Below are 17,327 nucleotides of genomic sequence, written 5' to 3'. Positions count from 1 at the left end.
CCCTAAAACATAATCTTACAATTGCTTACACCCAGTACATAGTAATTAGCGTAGGCTAAATATAATCCAACTTACATATGTATATTACGTTTAAACGAAAAAGCCCCAGCGCTGGATAGTAGGAAAAATTATGCGCTGATGCTGCTTAAATAATAAAAACTTTAACGATACAACTAAATATAAAAAAGGAATCTGCATAATAAAACCACTTTGCTATTCACTCATCACTTTACTTACCCCCATAAGCGTTATAGCTCAAACAATGGCAATAAAAACAACGGATGAATTAGTACCAACCGATTCAGAGATTTTATTTGCATATAATAAAGAATCAAAACAATTAGAAGCCATCAATTTACTTACATCACTTAGTAGTGAACTTGCTTTACCAAAAAACACCATCGGGTTTGATGTGGCAACACTTGCTAACATCACCGATAAACAAGCACTCGTACTAACAAGTGATGGCGTATATAAAGCCCAAGCAGGTAAACCAACATTGTTGTTTAATTATGAGTCGGTTCTTAATCAATTAAAAATAGATAAGTTTGAAAAAGTAGACTTTGTTTTCGATGCTAACAACGACGGTCTAAGCGATATTTTTATCCCTGGGTTAGCAAGCAGTACTTTATACATTCAAAATAAAGATGGCAGCTTTAAGCCTAACAAATTTAAACAAACGCCTAAGTATGAAGGCCGCTTTTCAGGAAAAGGGCTTTCTTTAGAAGTTAATATTAACAATAAACCTGTCGTTATCGATTTTAACCACGACGGATTAAACGACCTGGTTTTTTCAAATGACTTTGGAGCAGATGTACTACTTGCTAATTCAGAGGGCTTTGAGCAAAAGCTTACCTCAATTGATTTTAGCATTGAGCTAGGCGAGCTAAGCAATGGCGAGACTCGCAAAATAAAGCAAATTATTGATATTAATAACGACGGATTTCTAGATTTTACAACCAGACAGTTTAAGCCTACACAAGGTATGGACTCGCTAGATATAAAAATAGCACATACTTTGTACCTAGGGAGTGCTAAAGGTTTTACTAATACACCCATTACCTTATTTGAAACACAGGGCCCTAGTGAGTTATTGCTCAAAACTGATTTTAATAATGATGGCTTAATTGATTTACAAAAAATGGACTTAGATATTGGCTTAGGTACTATCGCATCTATGGCATTAGGCGGTGGCAGTACTGATGTAGATTTAGAAATGAATCTTTATAAGCAGCAACCCGACGGCTCATTTGCCAATAAATCGAGTATTGAACTTGATTTAGAAATGGAAGTGGGGATGAATGGCGATGAATCAGAACCGGCTCTCTATTTAGGTGACATTAACGGCGACAGCTATATTGATGCGGTATACAAATACAGTAAAAAAACGCTGTATATTTATTATGGAGAGCAAGACTCACTGCTAAATGATAAACGCAAAAAATTAAAGCTAACGCTGCCTAAAAATAATAAAGATATTCTTCTGGTAGATATAAACCAAGACGGTAAAAAAGATTTTGTATTTAAATTTACCGAAGAAGATGGCACCAGCAAAATAGAAACACGATTAAATTAAGCCAATAAAAAAGCCCAACAGAATTAACCGTTGGGCTTTGGACTTAAGACTTTCGAGTAACAGTCAGCTTTACTCTAAGTAATAACACCTAAGCAGTTACATTTAGCAGCGAATCGCCTTCACTTAAACCAAACTTCTCTTGCACTGATGCAAGGATTGATTCTTTATCTTCATCAGACAACTGGTTTGAATACTCAGTTAAGAGCTCATCTAAGTAGCTCACTACCTCGTCTGTATCGACTGATTCTAATGAGTTTTGTGGCGGTGGCGGCGGTCTTTGACCTTCAGCTCTTCCTGCATCACCAATGCTTTTAGCATCAAACTCGAGTCCGCCCATTAAATCAGCAAGCTCTTTTGTTGGTTCAATACCTTGCTCTTTAAATGCCGCTTGAATACTTTGCGCATCGTCGCTAGTTAAGTTTTCTGCATCAAACTGTGCAAGCGTTTCTTTAACAAAATCACTTTGCTCTGTTGTTAATTTTGCAGCTTGACTACTTTGTTGCGGCACAAAACTCGCAGAGCTGCTGCCAATATTATTAATCATTTTAGTATCCTTTCAACGTTCACGACGAGGTGGTTTATGATCGCTAAGCTCTTGTTCAGTAATTTCGCCATTACCATCGGCATCTATAGAATCAAAAATTGTTTGTGCATCACCGTGCGGCGGTTTTTTAGCACAAAACTCTTCAAAGCTGATTACGCCATCACCATCAGTATCAATAGTTGAAAAGTCAGGTTTTTCAGGAGGATTGTCACCGCCTCGAGCAGCTACATTAGCTGAAAAAGCAATAGATAATATTGCCACAGTGGCAAGAGTTGAAAAATGCTTCATAGTAATAACCTCGTATTTAAGAATTAAACTAAGCTTACGCTTCAAAAACGCAAACAATGTGCAAATAATGAGGAAGTAATAAATTATTTTTAATAAAAACTGATGATTCAAAAAAAGTTCTGGTTGATTGCTTTGCAATCAATATATAAGCTAATAAAATAATACGATTAATTACTCTCTGGCAGTAGTGTTACTGCCCTTAATTCTCAAAGCTGATATACTGCTTGAGCCAATTAAACAAACAAATACAGAGCACTTTCATAAATAATGATTAATAACCAACCCTACTTAGCAGGCAATCTGTGAAAATACCTAAACGCCTACAACCTCTTGTTGATGATGGCCTTATTGACGAAGTAATAAGCCGACTAATGAGCGGTAAAGAAGCCGATGTATTTATTGTGCGTTGTGGTGAACATATTCGCTGTGCGAAAGTGTATAAAGATGCGGTTAAACGTAGTTTTAAGAAAGCGGCACAATATCAAGAAGGCCGAAAAGTACGTGGTGGACGCCAAGCGCGTGCTATGGGTAAACGCTCTAGCTATGGCCGCCAATTAGAAGAAGAAATTTGGCAAAATGCCGAAGTTGATGCGTTATCTCGCTTAGCTAGCGTGGGTGTACGTGTTCCTGATACTTACTTTTGTATTGATGGCGTGCTGCTTATGGAGCTGGTCTCTGATGAAGATGGTAACGTAGCCCCTCAACTAGGACATGTCGTTTTTAGTGAAGAGCAAGCGATTGAGCAGTATAAACTCATGATACATTACATTAAGCTAATGCTTTGCGCAGGTATAATACACGGTGATTTATCTGAGTTTAATGTACTTGTAGATAATAACGGCCCTGTAATTATAGATTTACCGCAAGCCGTTAACGCTTCAGCAAATAACAGTGCACAAGCTATGTTTGCACGCGATGTAAATAACATACGCCGCTACTATGGTGAATTTGCGCCAAGCATACTAAAAACTCAATACGCTAAAGAAATGTGGGCACTATTTGAAGAGGCCAATTTAACGCCTAATTCAACGCTTACAGGTGAATTTGAAGACAGCGACGAACTTGCTGATGTAGATTCTATTCTTGATGAAATCCAAGCTGCCGAATACGAAGAGTTTGACCGTTTAGAGCGAATTAAAAATGCTGACGACGATGAGTAACTCATCGTCATAGCTCATTTCACCTTACTGTGGATGCACAAACCGGTAGCCAACCCCATAAACAGACTGGATAACACTTTCAGTTTGTGTCACTTCATCTAGTTTTTTACGCAACTTTTTAATATGGCTATCAATAGTACGATGGCTCACAATACGCTGATCGGCGTACATAGTGTCCATTAAGCTATCGCGCGAATAAATACGATTTGGGTTGTTAAACAAAGGTTTAAATAGTTGAAATTCAAAGTTCGTCAATTCTATACTGTTTGATTTAAATTTTACGCTGTAGCTGCTTTCGTCAAGCTTCATTGTTGACTCTGTAACGTCACTTGCGTTATTTAATCGCCTTAAAATAGCTTTTACGCGTGCCACCAGCTCAGCATAACTAAACGGCTTACAAATATAATCATCTGCACCTAATTCCAGCCCAAGCAGCCTATCTATTTCTTCTACTTTTGCCGATACCATAATAATAGGCACGTTTGAAAAGCGCCTGATTGCTTTACACAGTTCAATACCACTTTGCCCTGGTAACATTATGTCTAGCAAGATTACACTCGGCCTGTTAATTTCAAGCCAAGGTAATACTTCATTCCCGTGATGTATTTGATGAGTAATAAAGTGATGGCTGCTTAAAAAGTCACTCATTAAGTTAGCTAGCTTTACTTCATCTTCCACAATTAGTATTTGTTCACTCATAGGCATCTCTGTAAGTAACCTTAACTTTATTTTATAAACTAAATAGTTGGCAATCTAATAATAATAGCAAGGCCGCCTAAGCTGGCTTTTTCTGCAGCTATTTCACCTTTATGACCTTTAACTATATGCTGGCAAATAGATAAACCTAAGCCAGAACCGCCCTCCTGGCGATTACGCGAACTATCTACTCGGTATAAATACTCAAATAAATGTGATAAATGCGACTGCTCTACACCGACACCATTATCTTCGATTATAAGCTCTAAATAAGTTTGCCCTTTAATACTTATATTTTTAGCCGTTAAAGAAATAGTTGTACATTGTGCATAGTGTACTGCGTTCATTAGAATATTATCGAGTAGCTGCAAAAGGCGTGTTTTATCTGCTTGTACAGTTATGTGTTTAGCGCTATTTAGTAGGTATATTTTTATATTATGTTGTTCAAGCAAAACCTGATACTTTTGCTCAATAGTATTTAATAATAACGCCATATCAGTAGGTTGCATAGTGTAGTGCATACCTCCTAACTCTGCGCTATTGAGCATATGCAAGTCGTCTATTAAGCGTTTTAAATGTAGGGCTTCATCGTTAGCCGAACTTATATTTTTTGCGTTCGGTTCTCGTATACCAAGTAGCATAGCTTCAAGTTCACCGAGTAAAATACTCATTGGCGTCCTAAGCTCATGAGAAATATTAGCAAGCCAACGCTTACGTACTTGCTCATCTTTAGCGAGTGTAAATGCAAGCGTATTAAAATCTTCGCTCAACTGTCCTAGCTCGTCTTTTCGCTCAAGCGTGAGTTTGGTCTCGTAATTACCTTGCGTTAAACGATGCATACCGTTAGCAATTTGCTTTACAGGGCTTACTAGGTGACGAGACAATAAAAAAGTAACCATTAATGTTAGCAATACCGCAGCTAAAGCAATAAACCATAAGTAGTTAGTTTGCTGCTGTAAAAAATCAAGCTCATAGCCATCAACCAAGCTATCTCTTTTAGAAACTGCTAAGTAACCCACTATTTTATCGTTAACAATAATTGGGGTTGTTATATATTTTAAATCGCTGAGGTATCTACCCACTACTCGCTGTTTATTTTCGTCAAGCAAAGCGTAGTGAGCAATATTTTCTGGCGGTGGGCGGCGATCTTCCTCTAAACGAATATGATCTGGCGGCGGTCGTCGCATCATTCGCCCACGCGGACCTGAGCCTTCTTGTGGCCTAGGCAAAAACTGGCTATTTTCTAATTGCGATTCAACACGTTTTCTAAAGTTTTCGCCATTGCCGACAACACGCTCCCATGAGGGTGTTTGTTCGTATTGCTTTGCAAATTGCACAACAAGTGGTTCAAGCGCTTTCACCTCTTTTGCATTAACAAAATCAATTACGCCTTGCCCTATGCTCCACTGTATAAGAACCACTAGCCCTGCAATAACACTAAAGGTAAAACTAAATAGTATTAAAAAAAGTTTATTATGAATTTTCATTAATGCGTGTTTTCAACCTTGCTAGGAAAGCTTTCAAATCGGTATGTTATAAACTCTTTGGTTTGGTCGTTAACATACAGCGTAGCAACTATTTTTTTACCTTGAGCGGTCCAATACATATGACCATGATTATTTAAAGTAACCGATACGGTATTTATACCCGTTTTAAATAAGTTAGCAGGTAAATGCAACGCTTGTCCGTAAATTCGCTGTATTTTAACCCCATTAATGTATAAATGAGCATGACCTTGTAAAAAACCGGTGTCTTGGTTTGTTGTCACGCCCATCATTTGTTGCATGTTCATCGTGCCCTCTGGCGGCACAGACAAATCATAACGCTGTGTATCTAAAATTAAGTTATAACCCGACATACTATCTTTTAATAACTTAAGGCCTAATGCCGGGATTGGCGTATCATTTGGCACAGCTATAGGCATATGGCTATGATCCATCATTTCCTGCTGCGCAAAGAGCTTGAAGCTCAATAGCGCAGCAGTTGTTAGGATCAATGCGTATTTAAAATAACGCATAGTTACTCCTTACATTCCTGGTGGTGGACCCATTGTTTCGCCCGTATCACAGCGACCAATTGAATTATCGGCTAATTGACCTTTAAAACGAGGCCCTATTTGATAAGGGAAAGAAGGCTGTAATTTACCATCGCTGTCTAGCGTTAGTGTTATATGGTAGTGATAACCCTTGCCATCGTTAGTATCGTGGCCGTTATGCTCATCTAATTGAGCACCGGTTACTGTTTTTTGTGCATAGTAGAAATCTTCAAAATAATAACCATCGTCGGCATTTAATGTATTACCAGAGAGCGTCGTTACTTGTGCGCCAATAGCAGGACCTGCATCACTTGTTTGTATACCTTGGCTAACATCGTATTGATCAACTAAGGTACAGCTTCGCTCACCCTCAGTACCACAACCCCCTTCACTTGTAGGTGCACCATAATCTCGCATTTCCCAGCCACTTAATGCTAGTTGTCCGTTACTTTCATAAGGACCATAAAGTGGATAGCCATCAGCTGCAAACCCATAAATAGGTGAATGCGCATCGCCATCATCTTCAAGTAAATCAGCTAAGCAACTAGTGTAAAAATGGTGATGATATTCACCGTTAGCAGCATGTCCGCCACACACATCAACATCGTATTGCTCAGCAATGGGCGCTAATGTATACCAAATATTATTACCGTAGCTCATACCATCGCCCCAGTTAAATATACTGGTGCCATTAACCATTAAGCCAACTGTACCTAAACCTGTTTCACAAGTTTCAGTGTCAGATAAATCGGTAGGTGTTATCGGAAAATACGCTTCAACCGCTTGTTCTGTTGGGCAACCTGGTCCTGGAGGCCAATAGCCCGCACCGCCTGTGTCATCACAGTTTTCAGTGCTGCTGTTATAGCCAATATCTTCACCAAACGAAATGGTTTGCCCTACTGCTGCTGAGGTTACACCGTTATAAAAATCGGTAGCTGCACGCGGGCGGTTATTTAACGCGTCTACTTGGTCTTGTGTAAGCGTTACGTCATATTTAGGAATGTCAGTTGTTTGCACATACATGTATTCAACGTCAGCATCTTCCTCAGAAACAGTAACAACCTCAACTGATTGAACATCTTCAACCACTGCGCCATTGTTTTGTATATAAGTAGAGGTTGTATCGTTGTTAATTAACCAGCTGGTAAGTTTTGCAATATTATCAACTGTATCTGAGTCTGATGAAGCAATAACATTAACTATAACTGTATCTACAACGACATCGTTTGTGCCATCATCTGCACTGATTTCAAATACAAGTGCTTCATCGGTTAAAACTTCAGGTGCAACAAACTCAGTAGACGTTGCAGTACTTGAAGATAAACTAACGGTAGTGCCTGATGTTTGTGACCAGTTAACAGATACTTCGCCATCATCTTCAACTGTTGAAATTAAATAAACGGTATCGCCCGCATTAACAGTTTGGTCAATACCGGCGTCAACAGTTGGAGCACTATTACTGACCGTTTCGCCGTCTGTTGTAGTACTTGTAGAATCGCTATTACATGCGCTTAAAGCAATACAAAGCGCGCTTAACGCAAATAACTTAGTGGCATTAACGGCTTTTGTTTTAAGAAGTGTTTTCAATGCTTGAACCTTTACTTTAACGTTTAATAAAACAAAGTTAACAAGTAAAAGTGCAAACAATGTGCACAAACAAAGGAAGAATCTATATTAAAATTACAACTGTGGCCTTTTAAGCAAAAACTTATCTTTGGTTGTACTAAAGTAATCGCCGCCCATTTTGCCCACTGCATTTAATAATTCAGGGTCAATATAGCCACCACTCATCACTTCATCGTCTATACAAATACCCACTACATCCAGCAACATCATTGTTCCACCGCCAGGCTCATTTGAAATACTAATAACTTCGCGTAACTTACATTCAAACCGTACTTTTGAATCGGCAACGCTTGGCGCGTTAACTAACTTACTTGGAGCTTGGGCAATGTTAGCTGCATCAAACTCGCTTATATCACTAGGATAATTTGCACAACTTTGGTTCATTTTTTCAACTAGCTCTTGGCTGACAATATTAACCACACATTCTTTAGTTGCCATTAGATTACTGAGCGTATCTTTATTCGTTTTATCACTAGGGTTTACTTGCGTAACACTTAAAACAGCTGGCTTGCAACTAGCCACAGTAAAAAATGAATAAGGCGCAATATTTGCAATACCTTCGCTATTTAATGTACTTATCCATGCGATAGGTCGTGGGCTGATACCGCCTACTAAGTAAGAGTAAACATTTTGGTTGGTATTTTCGGTGAGATCTAAAAACATATTTTTTCAACTAAATAAGAATATCAACATGCCTAATATCTTAATCCGATGAAGGTTGGGGTTAAAGAAGATTTACAAATGAGAAAAGTTAAAAAGTAAAACCGAGCCTTCAGGCTCGGTTTTCAATCCATTTAGCAAGGCGCTACATTATTGAATACTCTGACTTTTGTTTTTAAATCAAATGCAGCATAAGCTGCAACAATAATAAAACACCCCGCAGGCACAACATAAGAAAACGCGACACTGTATGTATCAATAAACACAGCTTGGAATACAGGAACTATCGCTCCACCTAAAATAGCCATTACTAAACCAGCAGCACCTAGTTTTGCATCATCGCCTAACCCATGTAGTGAAATCGCGTAAATAGTTGGAAACATTAATGATAAGCAAGCCGATATACTTACCAGCGCCCATACGCCACTTATATTTGGCATTTTCACCATATAAAAACACAGCAGCATTGCAATAATAGAGGTTGCCATTAACAGTTTGGCAGGACGAATAAATCCCATAAGCCAGGTCATTACAAATCGAGAAACTAAAAAGGTGATCATACTGTATTGTAAAATACTTCCCCCGGTAACTTCATTTGTATCGAGTGCCTCCATTACGTACTGGATGGTAAATGTCCATACACAAGTTTGCGCCGCAACATTAAAAAACTGGGCGATAACACCAAAGCGGTAATGGGTATTTTTAAACAAGCGCTTTAACGTTGCACTAAATTCTACATGCTTAGAGACTTTTTTTTGCTTACAAAAATTAGGTGTTTTAGTAAACGCAATTGCCAACCAAATAAAAACCAACACACAAGCCATACCAACATAAGGCACCATAACTGCATCAAGTTCTGCGCTTATAATGCTAGTTAATTGCTCACTATTCATATTAGTCCGCTCACCAGAGGTTGCTGTATTGAGCTTTGGTAAAATAAGGGTAGCGGCTAAAAAAACACCAATGTTAGTACCGACAGGGTTAAATGATTGCGCCAAATTCAACCTGCGAGTTGCACCTTGTTGGGTGCCCATTCCCATTACATAAGGGTTTGCTGATGTCTCTAAAATAGATAAGCCTCCAGCTAACACAAACAAAGCCACTAAAAAAAAACCATAAGTCATTGCTTGGCTGGCGGGATAAAACAAAAATGCTCCGATTGCAGCCATCCCTAAACCGGTTAACACACCTGTTTTATACGAAAAGCGTTTATTGATATATGCCGCCGGAATAGCTAAGCAAAAGTAAGCTCCATAGTAGCTAAATTGTACCAATGCAGACTGCACTGACGACATAGTAAAAATTTTACTAAACACTTTTACTAGCGGATCAGTCATGTTTGCCGCAGCTCCCCATGCAGCAAAGCACAGAACAAGTAAAATAAAGGGAACCACCATCTCCTTGGAGACAAGAGGTGTTTGTGTGTGTGTGTGTGTGGTCATTGCCGTGTCTCAGTTGTTAATGTTAAGTAAAGCATTTAACCAGTTAAATATCATTCCGTCAATAAATCAACTATAGTTATTTATTTACCTCCTGTGACTTATTTATACTCTGTCGTAAATTTAATAATATGAAATGAACCCGGCAATAAAGCTAATATAGTCGCCAATTACACACACTCGGTGTACAATTAATCAGGTTATTCAAGATAATAACAACTAGGTAGGAATAATTATCAAATCTAAAAACCCTCGACTCTCTTTACAAGAAGGCCGAAGCCAATCTGGCCTGCGTGCTCATAATGAACGCCGAATTATGTCATTAATTCGCCAACACGGTAGTGCTCCAAAAGCTGAAATTGCACAAAAAACAGGGCTTTCAGCACAGGCCGTCACAGTAATTATCAATAGTTTAGAAGCCGAATCGTTATTAATACGGAAAGACCCTCAGCGTGGCAAGGTTGGCCAACCAACCATCCCATTTGCGTTAAATCCAAATGGTGCATTTGGAATTGGCTTAAAAGTAGGTCGTCGCAGTTTTGATTTAACCTTGATTGACTTAGTAGGAAATATACGCGCAACTTTGCACGAAAACTGCGCTTACCCCACAGTACAGAGCTTGCTAACCTTTTTAGAGAAAGGGATCAGCGTACTTAAAATGAGCTTAAGTGACGAATTAGCCAAGCGTATCTTAGGTGTGGGTGTTGCAACCCCTTACGAAATTTGGAACTGGACAGAAGAAGCCGGCGCTCCAAAAACAGTATTGAATGAATGGAAGTCTTTTGATTTTAAAGAAAAAATAAATCAAATTGTACACCTTCCCGTGTATGTATGTAATGATGATACCGCGGCTTGTTCAGCTGAATTAAGCTTTGGTAATCCTGCTCGTTTTAACGATTTTTTATATATTTTTATTGGTACTTTTATTGGTGGTGGAGTTGTTATAAACGAAACCTTATTTACCGGTAAAAAAGGTAATGCCGGCGCTATAGGCTCATTACCTAGGCCTATGCTTAATAGTGAAGGTCAACTAACCTCCCAACAACTTATTATGCAATCATCACTGTATATTCTCGAAAAAATGCTCAAAGGTGATGGCTACAATACTGACATACTGTGGAGTTCAAAAGAGTATTGGGGAGACTTAGGCCCCGTACTCGATAAGTGGATAGACCAAGTTGCAGATGGTCTCGCCTACGCGGCATTGTGTTCTTTAGCTATTTTTGATTTTGAGGCGATTGTCATTGATGGCGCCATTCCTATCAATGTCAGAGAAAAAATAGTTTTGGCAACAAAGTTAAAATTGAGCCAGGCTGATCATCGCGGTATTAATCGCTGTGAAGTACAAAGTGGCTCTATTGGCGCCAAGGCTCAATCAGTAGGCTGCGCTAACCTACCGTTACTTATCAACTTTTCTCAAGATCACGCAAGCCTTTCACACCACTAATATACTTTAACCTTAAAAAGCAGCCATCGGTAACGTTGGCTGCTTATTTATTTTTTATCAGAGGTAAAAAATTCACTCAAACAATCAAAAAGCTGTACAAAAAATAATAAGTAATAATAGTTGATTTATTATTTTAAGTTCTCTACATTCTATTTACAAATTTGATAACACTGACATGTTGGATTAATAAAACCGCAAATTTGTATACACACACAACAAAGAGAGAACAGAAAAATGAAAGTATCAGCAAAAATGACTCTAATTGCAGTCGCTGTAGGTCTATCCATATCCCCTAGCGTCTTGTCACAAGAGCAACAAGAAGCAAAAAGTGATTTAGGGTTTGAGCGCATCATTGTAACGGGAACATCTCGGCCAAAAGAGAAAATCGAATCAACTAATGCAATAACTACCTTTAACGAAGCAAAGTTAGAGCAATTGGCTCCGCACAGTGTTGCTGAATTAGTGCGAAGTATTCCTGGTTTTCATGCCGAAGACACCGGTGGAGAAACCGGTAACAACGTAGCCCCACGAGGCTTTCCGTTATCAACGCAAACAGAGTTTACAGCACTACTTCGTGATGGTATGACCGTGTTTTATAATCAAGATATTTTATTTACTCAAAATGATCGCTTTACCCGTTTGTCTAATTTTGTTGGCAGCGTTGAAGCTATTCGTGGTGGTGCCTCGTCAATTTTTGTTGGTAGCGCGCCAGCTGGGTTTATTAATTTTATTTCTCGTGAAGGCTCCGATGATACCCAAGGTGATGTGTTTTTTGAAACCAACAGCAACAACCGCCTAGGTGGACAAGGTTGGGTTAGCGGATCAATAGACGATCAGACAACCTATGCTGTTGGCGCTTGGTATCGCAAGGATGACTCCGCACGCGATCCGGGGTATACAGCTAACCAAGGTGGTGAGCTTAATGGCAATATTAAGCACTTTTTTAAAGATGGCAGCGGCTTTACCCGCTTTGAGTTTAATAAACAAAACGATAGATCATTCTTTTTTATTCCTCAGCCATTAATAGGCTCAACCACCAATGCTAAAACAATCCCAGGCGGAATGGATATCAGAGATGGCACCACCGGTAACTCAGCAGGTGCGCGTTTATTAACTCTTAATAACACCCCAAGCGGCGACATTGATTTGGATATTGCAGATGGTAACTACGCTAATGTGACCTACTTTGGCAATACAACCGAAATTGAAATTAACGAAAACTTAGTCTTTTCAAATCAAATGCGTTATACCGATATGCTAACAACCTTTTCCGGCATCATTAACGTAGGTAACGCCGAATCGTTAGCTAGTAAAGCACAAGCTATATATGCTGCAAATACTGATGTCCTTGCAGGTGCCATGGTTGATGGTAACCTAAGTTACGATATACGCGATGCAGGAAACGGCTTTGTATTGGCTGATTCAAGCAACGTAAATACCTACAACACCAATGGATACGGAATAAACGCAGGCTTTTGGCATAGACGTTTTGAAGGCGATAACTTTCAAAACGAAACCAGATTCAACTACACCTTTGATGATGTAGGCGAAGGGACTCTTTATGCTAATTTTGGCTTATTCTTCTCTAATATTAATGGCCATGTTACCGACTATCGAATTAATACACTGCAATCAGTAGAGCCCCTGCCGCAGCGCTTAGATGTTGTATTTACAGATGCACAAGGTCTTGACATTGCCAGCGGTACTTACAAAGGTATTCAGGCTGGATCACATGGTTTTGCCGATATTGTTTATAGTGAAAATACCCTGGCGCCCTTTGCTGACTTTGAATACGAGCTTGAAGATGTGTCGTTTAATCTGGGCCTAAGGTACGAAACCCTCAAAGCAGATGGGGAAGCGCAAAACCAAGCTAATTACACAATTGACAGTTTTGCCAGCGATACTGATACCGTCAATGGGAATATTACCCTGCCCTTTGGTGATGGGACTTACCGAAACTTTAATGTTGAATACAACGAAATGGCATGGACAGTTGCAGCTAACTACAAATTTAACGACGACTTAGCGGTATTCACTCGATATGCAGATGGTTTTCGTATGCCTGATGTAGATAAATACATGGCGATTACCAACCTAACTAGTCAAGAGGAAATTAATCAATTTAATAACTCTGAGAGACGTGAAACACAACCAGCTTCAACGGTAATGGCCGAGGTGGGCATTAAATATAACGAGGGTGATGTCGCAGCATTTGTAACCGGTTACTTCGCCGCTGCGGATGATTTATTCTTTAATGTACCTACTGTTGAAAATGGTCAAGTAGTGCAACGTCAAGCCTTTAGAAACACAGAAACCTTAGGTGTAGAAGCCGAATTTAACCTGCAAATCACCCAAGACTGGCGCATTGGTGTATCTGCAACGTACCAATCACCCGAATTTGTAAACACACCAGCGGCGCAATACTTGGATGCTAATGGAAGCTCTGCCTCTATTGATATAAACGGCAACTTACCTGTACGTGTGCCTAAGCACTTTGGCCAATTAACTAGTAGCTATCAGTTTGAAGATTTTTCGTGGGGTATGGCAGCTATTCATGGTAGCTACTCTTGGAGCGGTAAACGTTATGCCGACGACGCCAACACAGCAGAACTGCCTATGTATGGCATGTTAAACCTTGGTTTATCCCTTGAAAACGAAGACGGTTATTACCTTCGTGCCGATGTTAAAAACCTAAATAACTCAGAAGGCTTATCAGAGGGAGATCCTCGCGCAGGTGAAACGGTAGCAGGTCAAGCAACTACATTTAATGCGCGCGTTGTCTTACCTCGTACCTTTAGCCTTACTATTGGTAAGCGTTTTTAATTTTACTCTAATCTAGGGTATCTTCATGCAAAGCGATACCCTCGCAATTTTTAGGAAAATATAATGGAAGTAGTTGCAATTGGTGAAGCTTTAATAGATATACTCTCACATGACTGCATGCACAATAAGGCATCAAATAGCGAACTAGACTTCACACAGTTTGCCGGAGGCGCACCCGCTAATGTTGCTGTAGCCGTAGCAAAGCTTGGTGGTTCAAGTTATTTGCTTGGTAAAGTAGGCAATGATAAATTTGGTCGCTTTTTAATAAATGCACTCAAAATGTATAATGTAAACACATCTTATGTTGGCTTTTCAAAAAAAGGGAAGACGGCACTCGCGTTCGTATCGTTGGATGAAAACGGTGAACGTACATTTGAATTTTACGATAAAGATGCTGCACATTACGATTTACAAATAACCGATTTAGAGCCCTCTTTATTTTCAACACCTAAAATTGTGAGTTTTTGTTCAGGCTCTTTTGCAAAACCTTTAGTATTAAATACAACCTTACATGCGCTAAAACACTTTAAAGAATCAGGCTCAGTTACATGCTTTGACATTAACTTTCGTTCAGCCTTCTGGGATGAACCACTCACAGCTAAATCTGTTATTGAGGATGTTGCTAAAACAGTTGATGTTATTAAAGCGAGTAAAGATGAGCTGATCTCGCTTTATGGAATAGAGCATATTGATACCACCATTAGAAGTTGGGTAGATAGTGGCGTAGCTTTAGTTTTAATGACCGATGGTGGCGAGCCTATTACTTTTTCATCTAGCTCATTTAGTGGTACTTATCCTTGCCCTCAGGCATATGTTGTGGATACCACAGCTGCAGGCGATGCGTTTGTAGGTGGTTTTTTATATCAAATATCTTCGCTAGTGAGTAATAAAACAGAATTTACTGACTGGGCAAGTAACTTTACTAACGTTTCAAAGGCTATCGACTTTGCTACTAAGTGCGGAGCCAAAACAGTAGCAACGTTTGGAGCCTTTGATGCCCTACCTACATTCCATGATATCTCGGCGAGTACCCTTAAATCTTCGTGTCGATGTTAAAAACCTAAATAACTCAGGAAACTTATTAGAGGGAAGTTTCACTCAGGTGAAACGGTAGCAGATCAATCAACTATATTTAATGCGCGCGTTGTCTTATCTCGTGTCTTTAGCTTTACTATTGGTAAGCGTTTTTAATTTCACCCTAACTGAGGGTATCGTCATACAAAGCGATACCCCCGCAAGTTTTAGGAAAAGACAATGGAAGTAGTTGCAATTGGTGAAGCTTTAATAGGTGTACTCTCACATGACTGCAAGTGCCAAAATTGCTTAAGTATCGCGGTAATTCTCCCTATTTATAATACTTCTTTTATTGGCGACTCATTTTAGTATCACCTTAACATGAGTTGCCTATATCAAAATCGTTTTTACACTAGTCTTCTTTTACATTTAATACGTATTGGTTTTGTCTTATTATTTATAATGCCACGGTTTTAATATTGCCAGTATGAAAGAAAAAATAAACATCGTGTGGTTTAAACGTGATTTACGTCTTAGCGATCATCAACCATTAAAAAATGCATTTAGTAATGGCTTACCGACCCTGTTACTTTATAACTTTGAGCCATTACTGCTCGAAGATGCACACTACAATGAGCGGCACTGGCGCTTTGTGTATCAATCAATAGTTGAGTTAAACAAGCAACTAGCGCGTTTTAACGCCTGTGTTTATATATTTAATTTAAATATGAGCGATTTACTTGAGTCGATAAAGACGCAGTTTGAAATAGTTAATATTTTTAGCCATCAAGAAATAGGCTTAAACAACACCTTTGAGCGCGATAAGGCAATAAAAGCATGGTGCCAGCATAACCATATTAACTGGCAAGAGTCGCAAACAGGCGCGATTATTCGCGGCAAAAAAAATCGTAATAATTGGAACGAACGCTGGCAGCAAACAATGCAAGCACCTATTGCTGTTCCTAATTGGAAGAGTATAAAAACAATTACCCTCAATAACTACCAAACACCTGAGCTACCAAGCGCTTACACGCAAGATCACGACAGCTTTCAACAAGGTGGCCCGCTGCATGCGCGAACTGTAATGCAGAGCTTTTTTGCCGAGCGCGGTAAAGGTTATCAAAAAGGAATATCGAGCCCAAGTTTAAGCCAAACTCATTGCTCCCGACTTTCGCCGTACTTAGCGTGGGGGAATATTAGCCTTAGGCAAGTGTATCAAATGGCCATTGATGAATATCATTCAAAACACCCTGATAAAAGAGGCTGGAAACGCCCACTAGCAGCGTTTGTATCGCGCTTGCATTGGCACTGCCATTTTATGCAAAAGTTTGAGAGCGAGTGCTCTATGGAATTTTTAGCCCTTAATCCAGGCTACCATGTATTTCCGTATCGCGATGATGAACATGTTAAAAACGATATTGAACGCTGGGCGCAAGGTCAAACAGGTATTCCCATTATTGACGCTTGCATGCGCTGCTTAAAAGCCACCGGCTATATAAACTTTAGAATGCGCGCCATGCTTGTAAGCTTTGTAACGCATCATTTAAATATAAGCTGGCAGCAAGCAAGCTTTCCTCTCGCTAATTACTTTTTAGATTTTGAGCCCGGAATTCACTATCCGCAAATTCAAATGCAAGCCTCGGTAACAGGCATTAACACCATCAGGCACTACAACCCAATTAAACAATCAGAAGATCAAGACCCAACAGGTTCGTTTATTAAAAAGTGGTGCCCCGAGCTTGAAAAACTCCCTATTGAATATTTACATCAGCCTTGGGAGCAAACTCCAATGGAAGCACTCTTTAACGACTTTAAGCTAGGGGAGGATTATCCCGAACCGATGCTTGATTTAACAGCAGCCTCAAAAGAAGCACGCGAACGCTTATGGCAATACCGTGAGCGAGCCGATGTTAAACGCGCCATAGGGAGGATTCTTAAAAAGCACGTTGGGGGTACTCAAAAAGTTACTCGAACAAAAAGTAAAACGGATACTAAAAGTAACAGCAAGGCTAAGTAAGC

14 protein-coding genes are annotated in these 17,327 nt (G+C 39.5%); 6 read left to right on the top strand and 8 right to left on the bottom strand.

The genetic code is table 11. The annotated features are described in order from the left end of the window. Positions 1–196: 196 nt before the first annotated feature. Positions 197–1,576 (top strand): FG-GAP repeat domain-containing protein, encoded by a 1,380-nt coding sequence (locus I6F10_RS09400; protein WP_197098777.1) that lies wholly within the window; start codon positions 197–199, stop codon positions 1,574–1,576. Between the two features lie 88 nt (positions 1,577–1,664). Here I6F10_RS09400 and I6F10_RS09395 read toward each other — a convergent pair whose 3' ends face one another. Both I6F10_RS09395 and I6F10_RS09390 read right to left on the bottom strand, forming a co-directional pair. Continuing rightward, the gene (locus I6F10_RS09395) at positions 1,665–2,120 is read right to left on the bottom strand and encodes a hypothetical protein (protein WP_197098755.1); all 456 of its coding nucleotides are present in this window, start codon (positions 2,118–2,120) and stop codon (positions 1,665–1,667) included. 12 nt (positions 2,121–2,132) lie between these two features. Further along, positions 2,133–2,408, bottom strand: a complete 276-nt coding sequence (locus tag I6F10_RS09390) for an EF-hand domain-containing protein (protein ID WP_197098754.1) — start codon at positions 2,406–2,408, stop codon at positions 2,133–2,135. A gap of 302 nt (positions 2,409–2,710) precedes the next feature. Here I6F10_RS09390 and I6F10_RS09385 point away from each other — a divergent pair, with 302 nt between their 5' ends. After that, positions 2,711–3,568: a PA4780 family RIO1-like protein kinase gene (locus tag I6F10_RS09385; protein WP_182196864.1), complete on the top strand. Its 858-nt coding sequence runs from the start codon at positions 2,711–2,713 to the stop codon at positions 3,566–3,568. Between the two features lie 24 nt (positions 3,569–3,592). Here I6F10_RS09385 and I6F10_RS09380 read toward each other — a convergent pair whose 3' ends face one another. The 6 genes from I6F10_RS09380 to fucP all read right to left on the bottom strand — a co-directional run bounded on the left by I6F10_RS09380 (position 3,593) and on the right by fucP (position 10,027). Then, positions 3,593–4,267: a response regulator gene (locus tag I6F10_RS09380; protein WP_182695987.1), complete on the bottom strand. Its 675-nt coding sequence runs from the start codon at positions 4,265–4,267 to the stop codon at positions 3,593–3,595. A gap of 38 nt (positions 4,268–4,305) precedes the next feature. Next, positions 4,306–5,751, bottom strand: coding sequence for an ATP-binding protein (locus I6F10_RS09375; RefSeq protein WP_197098753.1), 1,446 nt, complete (start codon positions 5,749–5,751; stop codon positions 4,306–4,308). Then, positions 5,751–6,281 (bottom strand): hypothetical protein, encoded by a 531-nt coding sequence (locus I6F10_RS09370; RefSeq protein WP_197098752.1) that lies wholly within the window; start codon positions 6,279–6,281, stop codon positions 5,751–5,753. The genes I6F10_RS09375 and I6F10_RS09370 overlap by 1 nt, the downstream gene beginning before the upstream one ends. A 9-nt stretch (positions 6,282–6,290) precedes the next feature. After that, positions 6,291–7,946, bottom strand: a complete 1,656-nt coding sequence (locus I6F10_RS09365; RefSeq protein WP_197098751.1) for a YHYH protein — start codon at positions 7,944–7,946, stop codon at positions 6,291–6,293. Between the two features lie 33 nt (positions 7,947–7,979). Next, positions 7,980–8,588, bottom strand: a complete 609-nt coding sequence (locus I6F10_RS09360) for a flavin reductase family protein (RefSeq protein WP_197098750.1) — start codon at positions 8,586–8,588, stop codon at positions 7,980–7,982. Between the two features lie 131 nt (positions 8,589–8,719). Then, positions 8,720–10,027 (bottom strand): L-fucose:H+ symporter permease, encoded by a 1,308-nt coding sequence (gene fucP / locus I6F10_RS09355; RefSeq protein WP_182196869.1) that lies wholly within the window; start codon positions 10,025–10,027, stop codon positions 8,720–8,722. Between the two features lie 226 nt (positions 10,028–10,253). Between fucP and I6F10_RS09350 the strand changes: the two genes are divergently transcribed. From I6F10_RS09350 to I6F10_RS09335, 4 genes are all read left to right on the top strand, one after another. Further along, on the top strand, positions 10,254–11,471 hold the full coding sequence (locus I6F10_RS09350; RefSeq protein WP_331461826.1) for an ROK family transcriptional regulator: 1,218 nt from the start codon (positions 10,254–10,256) through the stop codon (positions 11,469–11,471). A gap of 234 nt (positions 11,472–11,705) precedes the next feature. Further along, entirely contained in the window at positions 11,706–14,294 is a 2,589-nt protein-coding gene (locus I6F10_RS09345; protein WP_197098749.1) for a TonB-dependent receptor, read from the top strand. 63 nt (positions 14,295–14,357) lie between these two features. Continuing rightward, on the top strand, positions 14,358–15,350 hold the full coding sequence (locus I6F10_RS09340; protein ID WP_002958156.1) for a carbohydrate kinase family protein: 993 nt from the start codon (positions 14,358–14,360) through the stop codon (positions 15,348–15,350). A 445-nt stretch (positions 15,351–15,795) separates the two neighbouring features. Continuing rightward, positions 15,796–17,325, top strand: a complete 1,530-nt coding sequence (locus I6F10_RS09335; RefSeq protein WP_197098748.1) for a cryptochrome/deoxyribodipyrimidine photo-lyase family protein — start codon at positions 15,796–15,798, stop codon at positions 17,323–17,325. Positions 17,326–17,327 lie beyond the last annotated feature (2 nt).

The sequence above is a fragment of the Pseudoalteromonas sp. SWYJZ98 genome (assembly GCF_015864495.1).
GTDB classification, from domain to species: Bacteria; Pseudomonadota; Gammaproteobacteria; order Enterobacterales; family Alteromonadaceae; genus Pseudoalteromonas; species Pseudoalteromonas distincta.
This window is presented reverse-complemented; position numbering and strand designations above follow the sequence as displayed.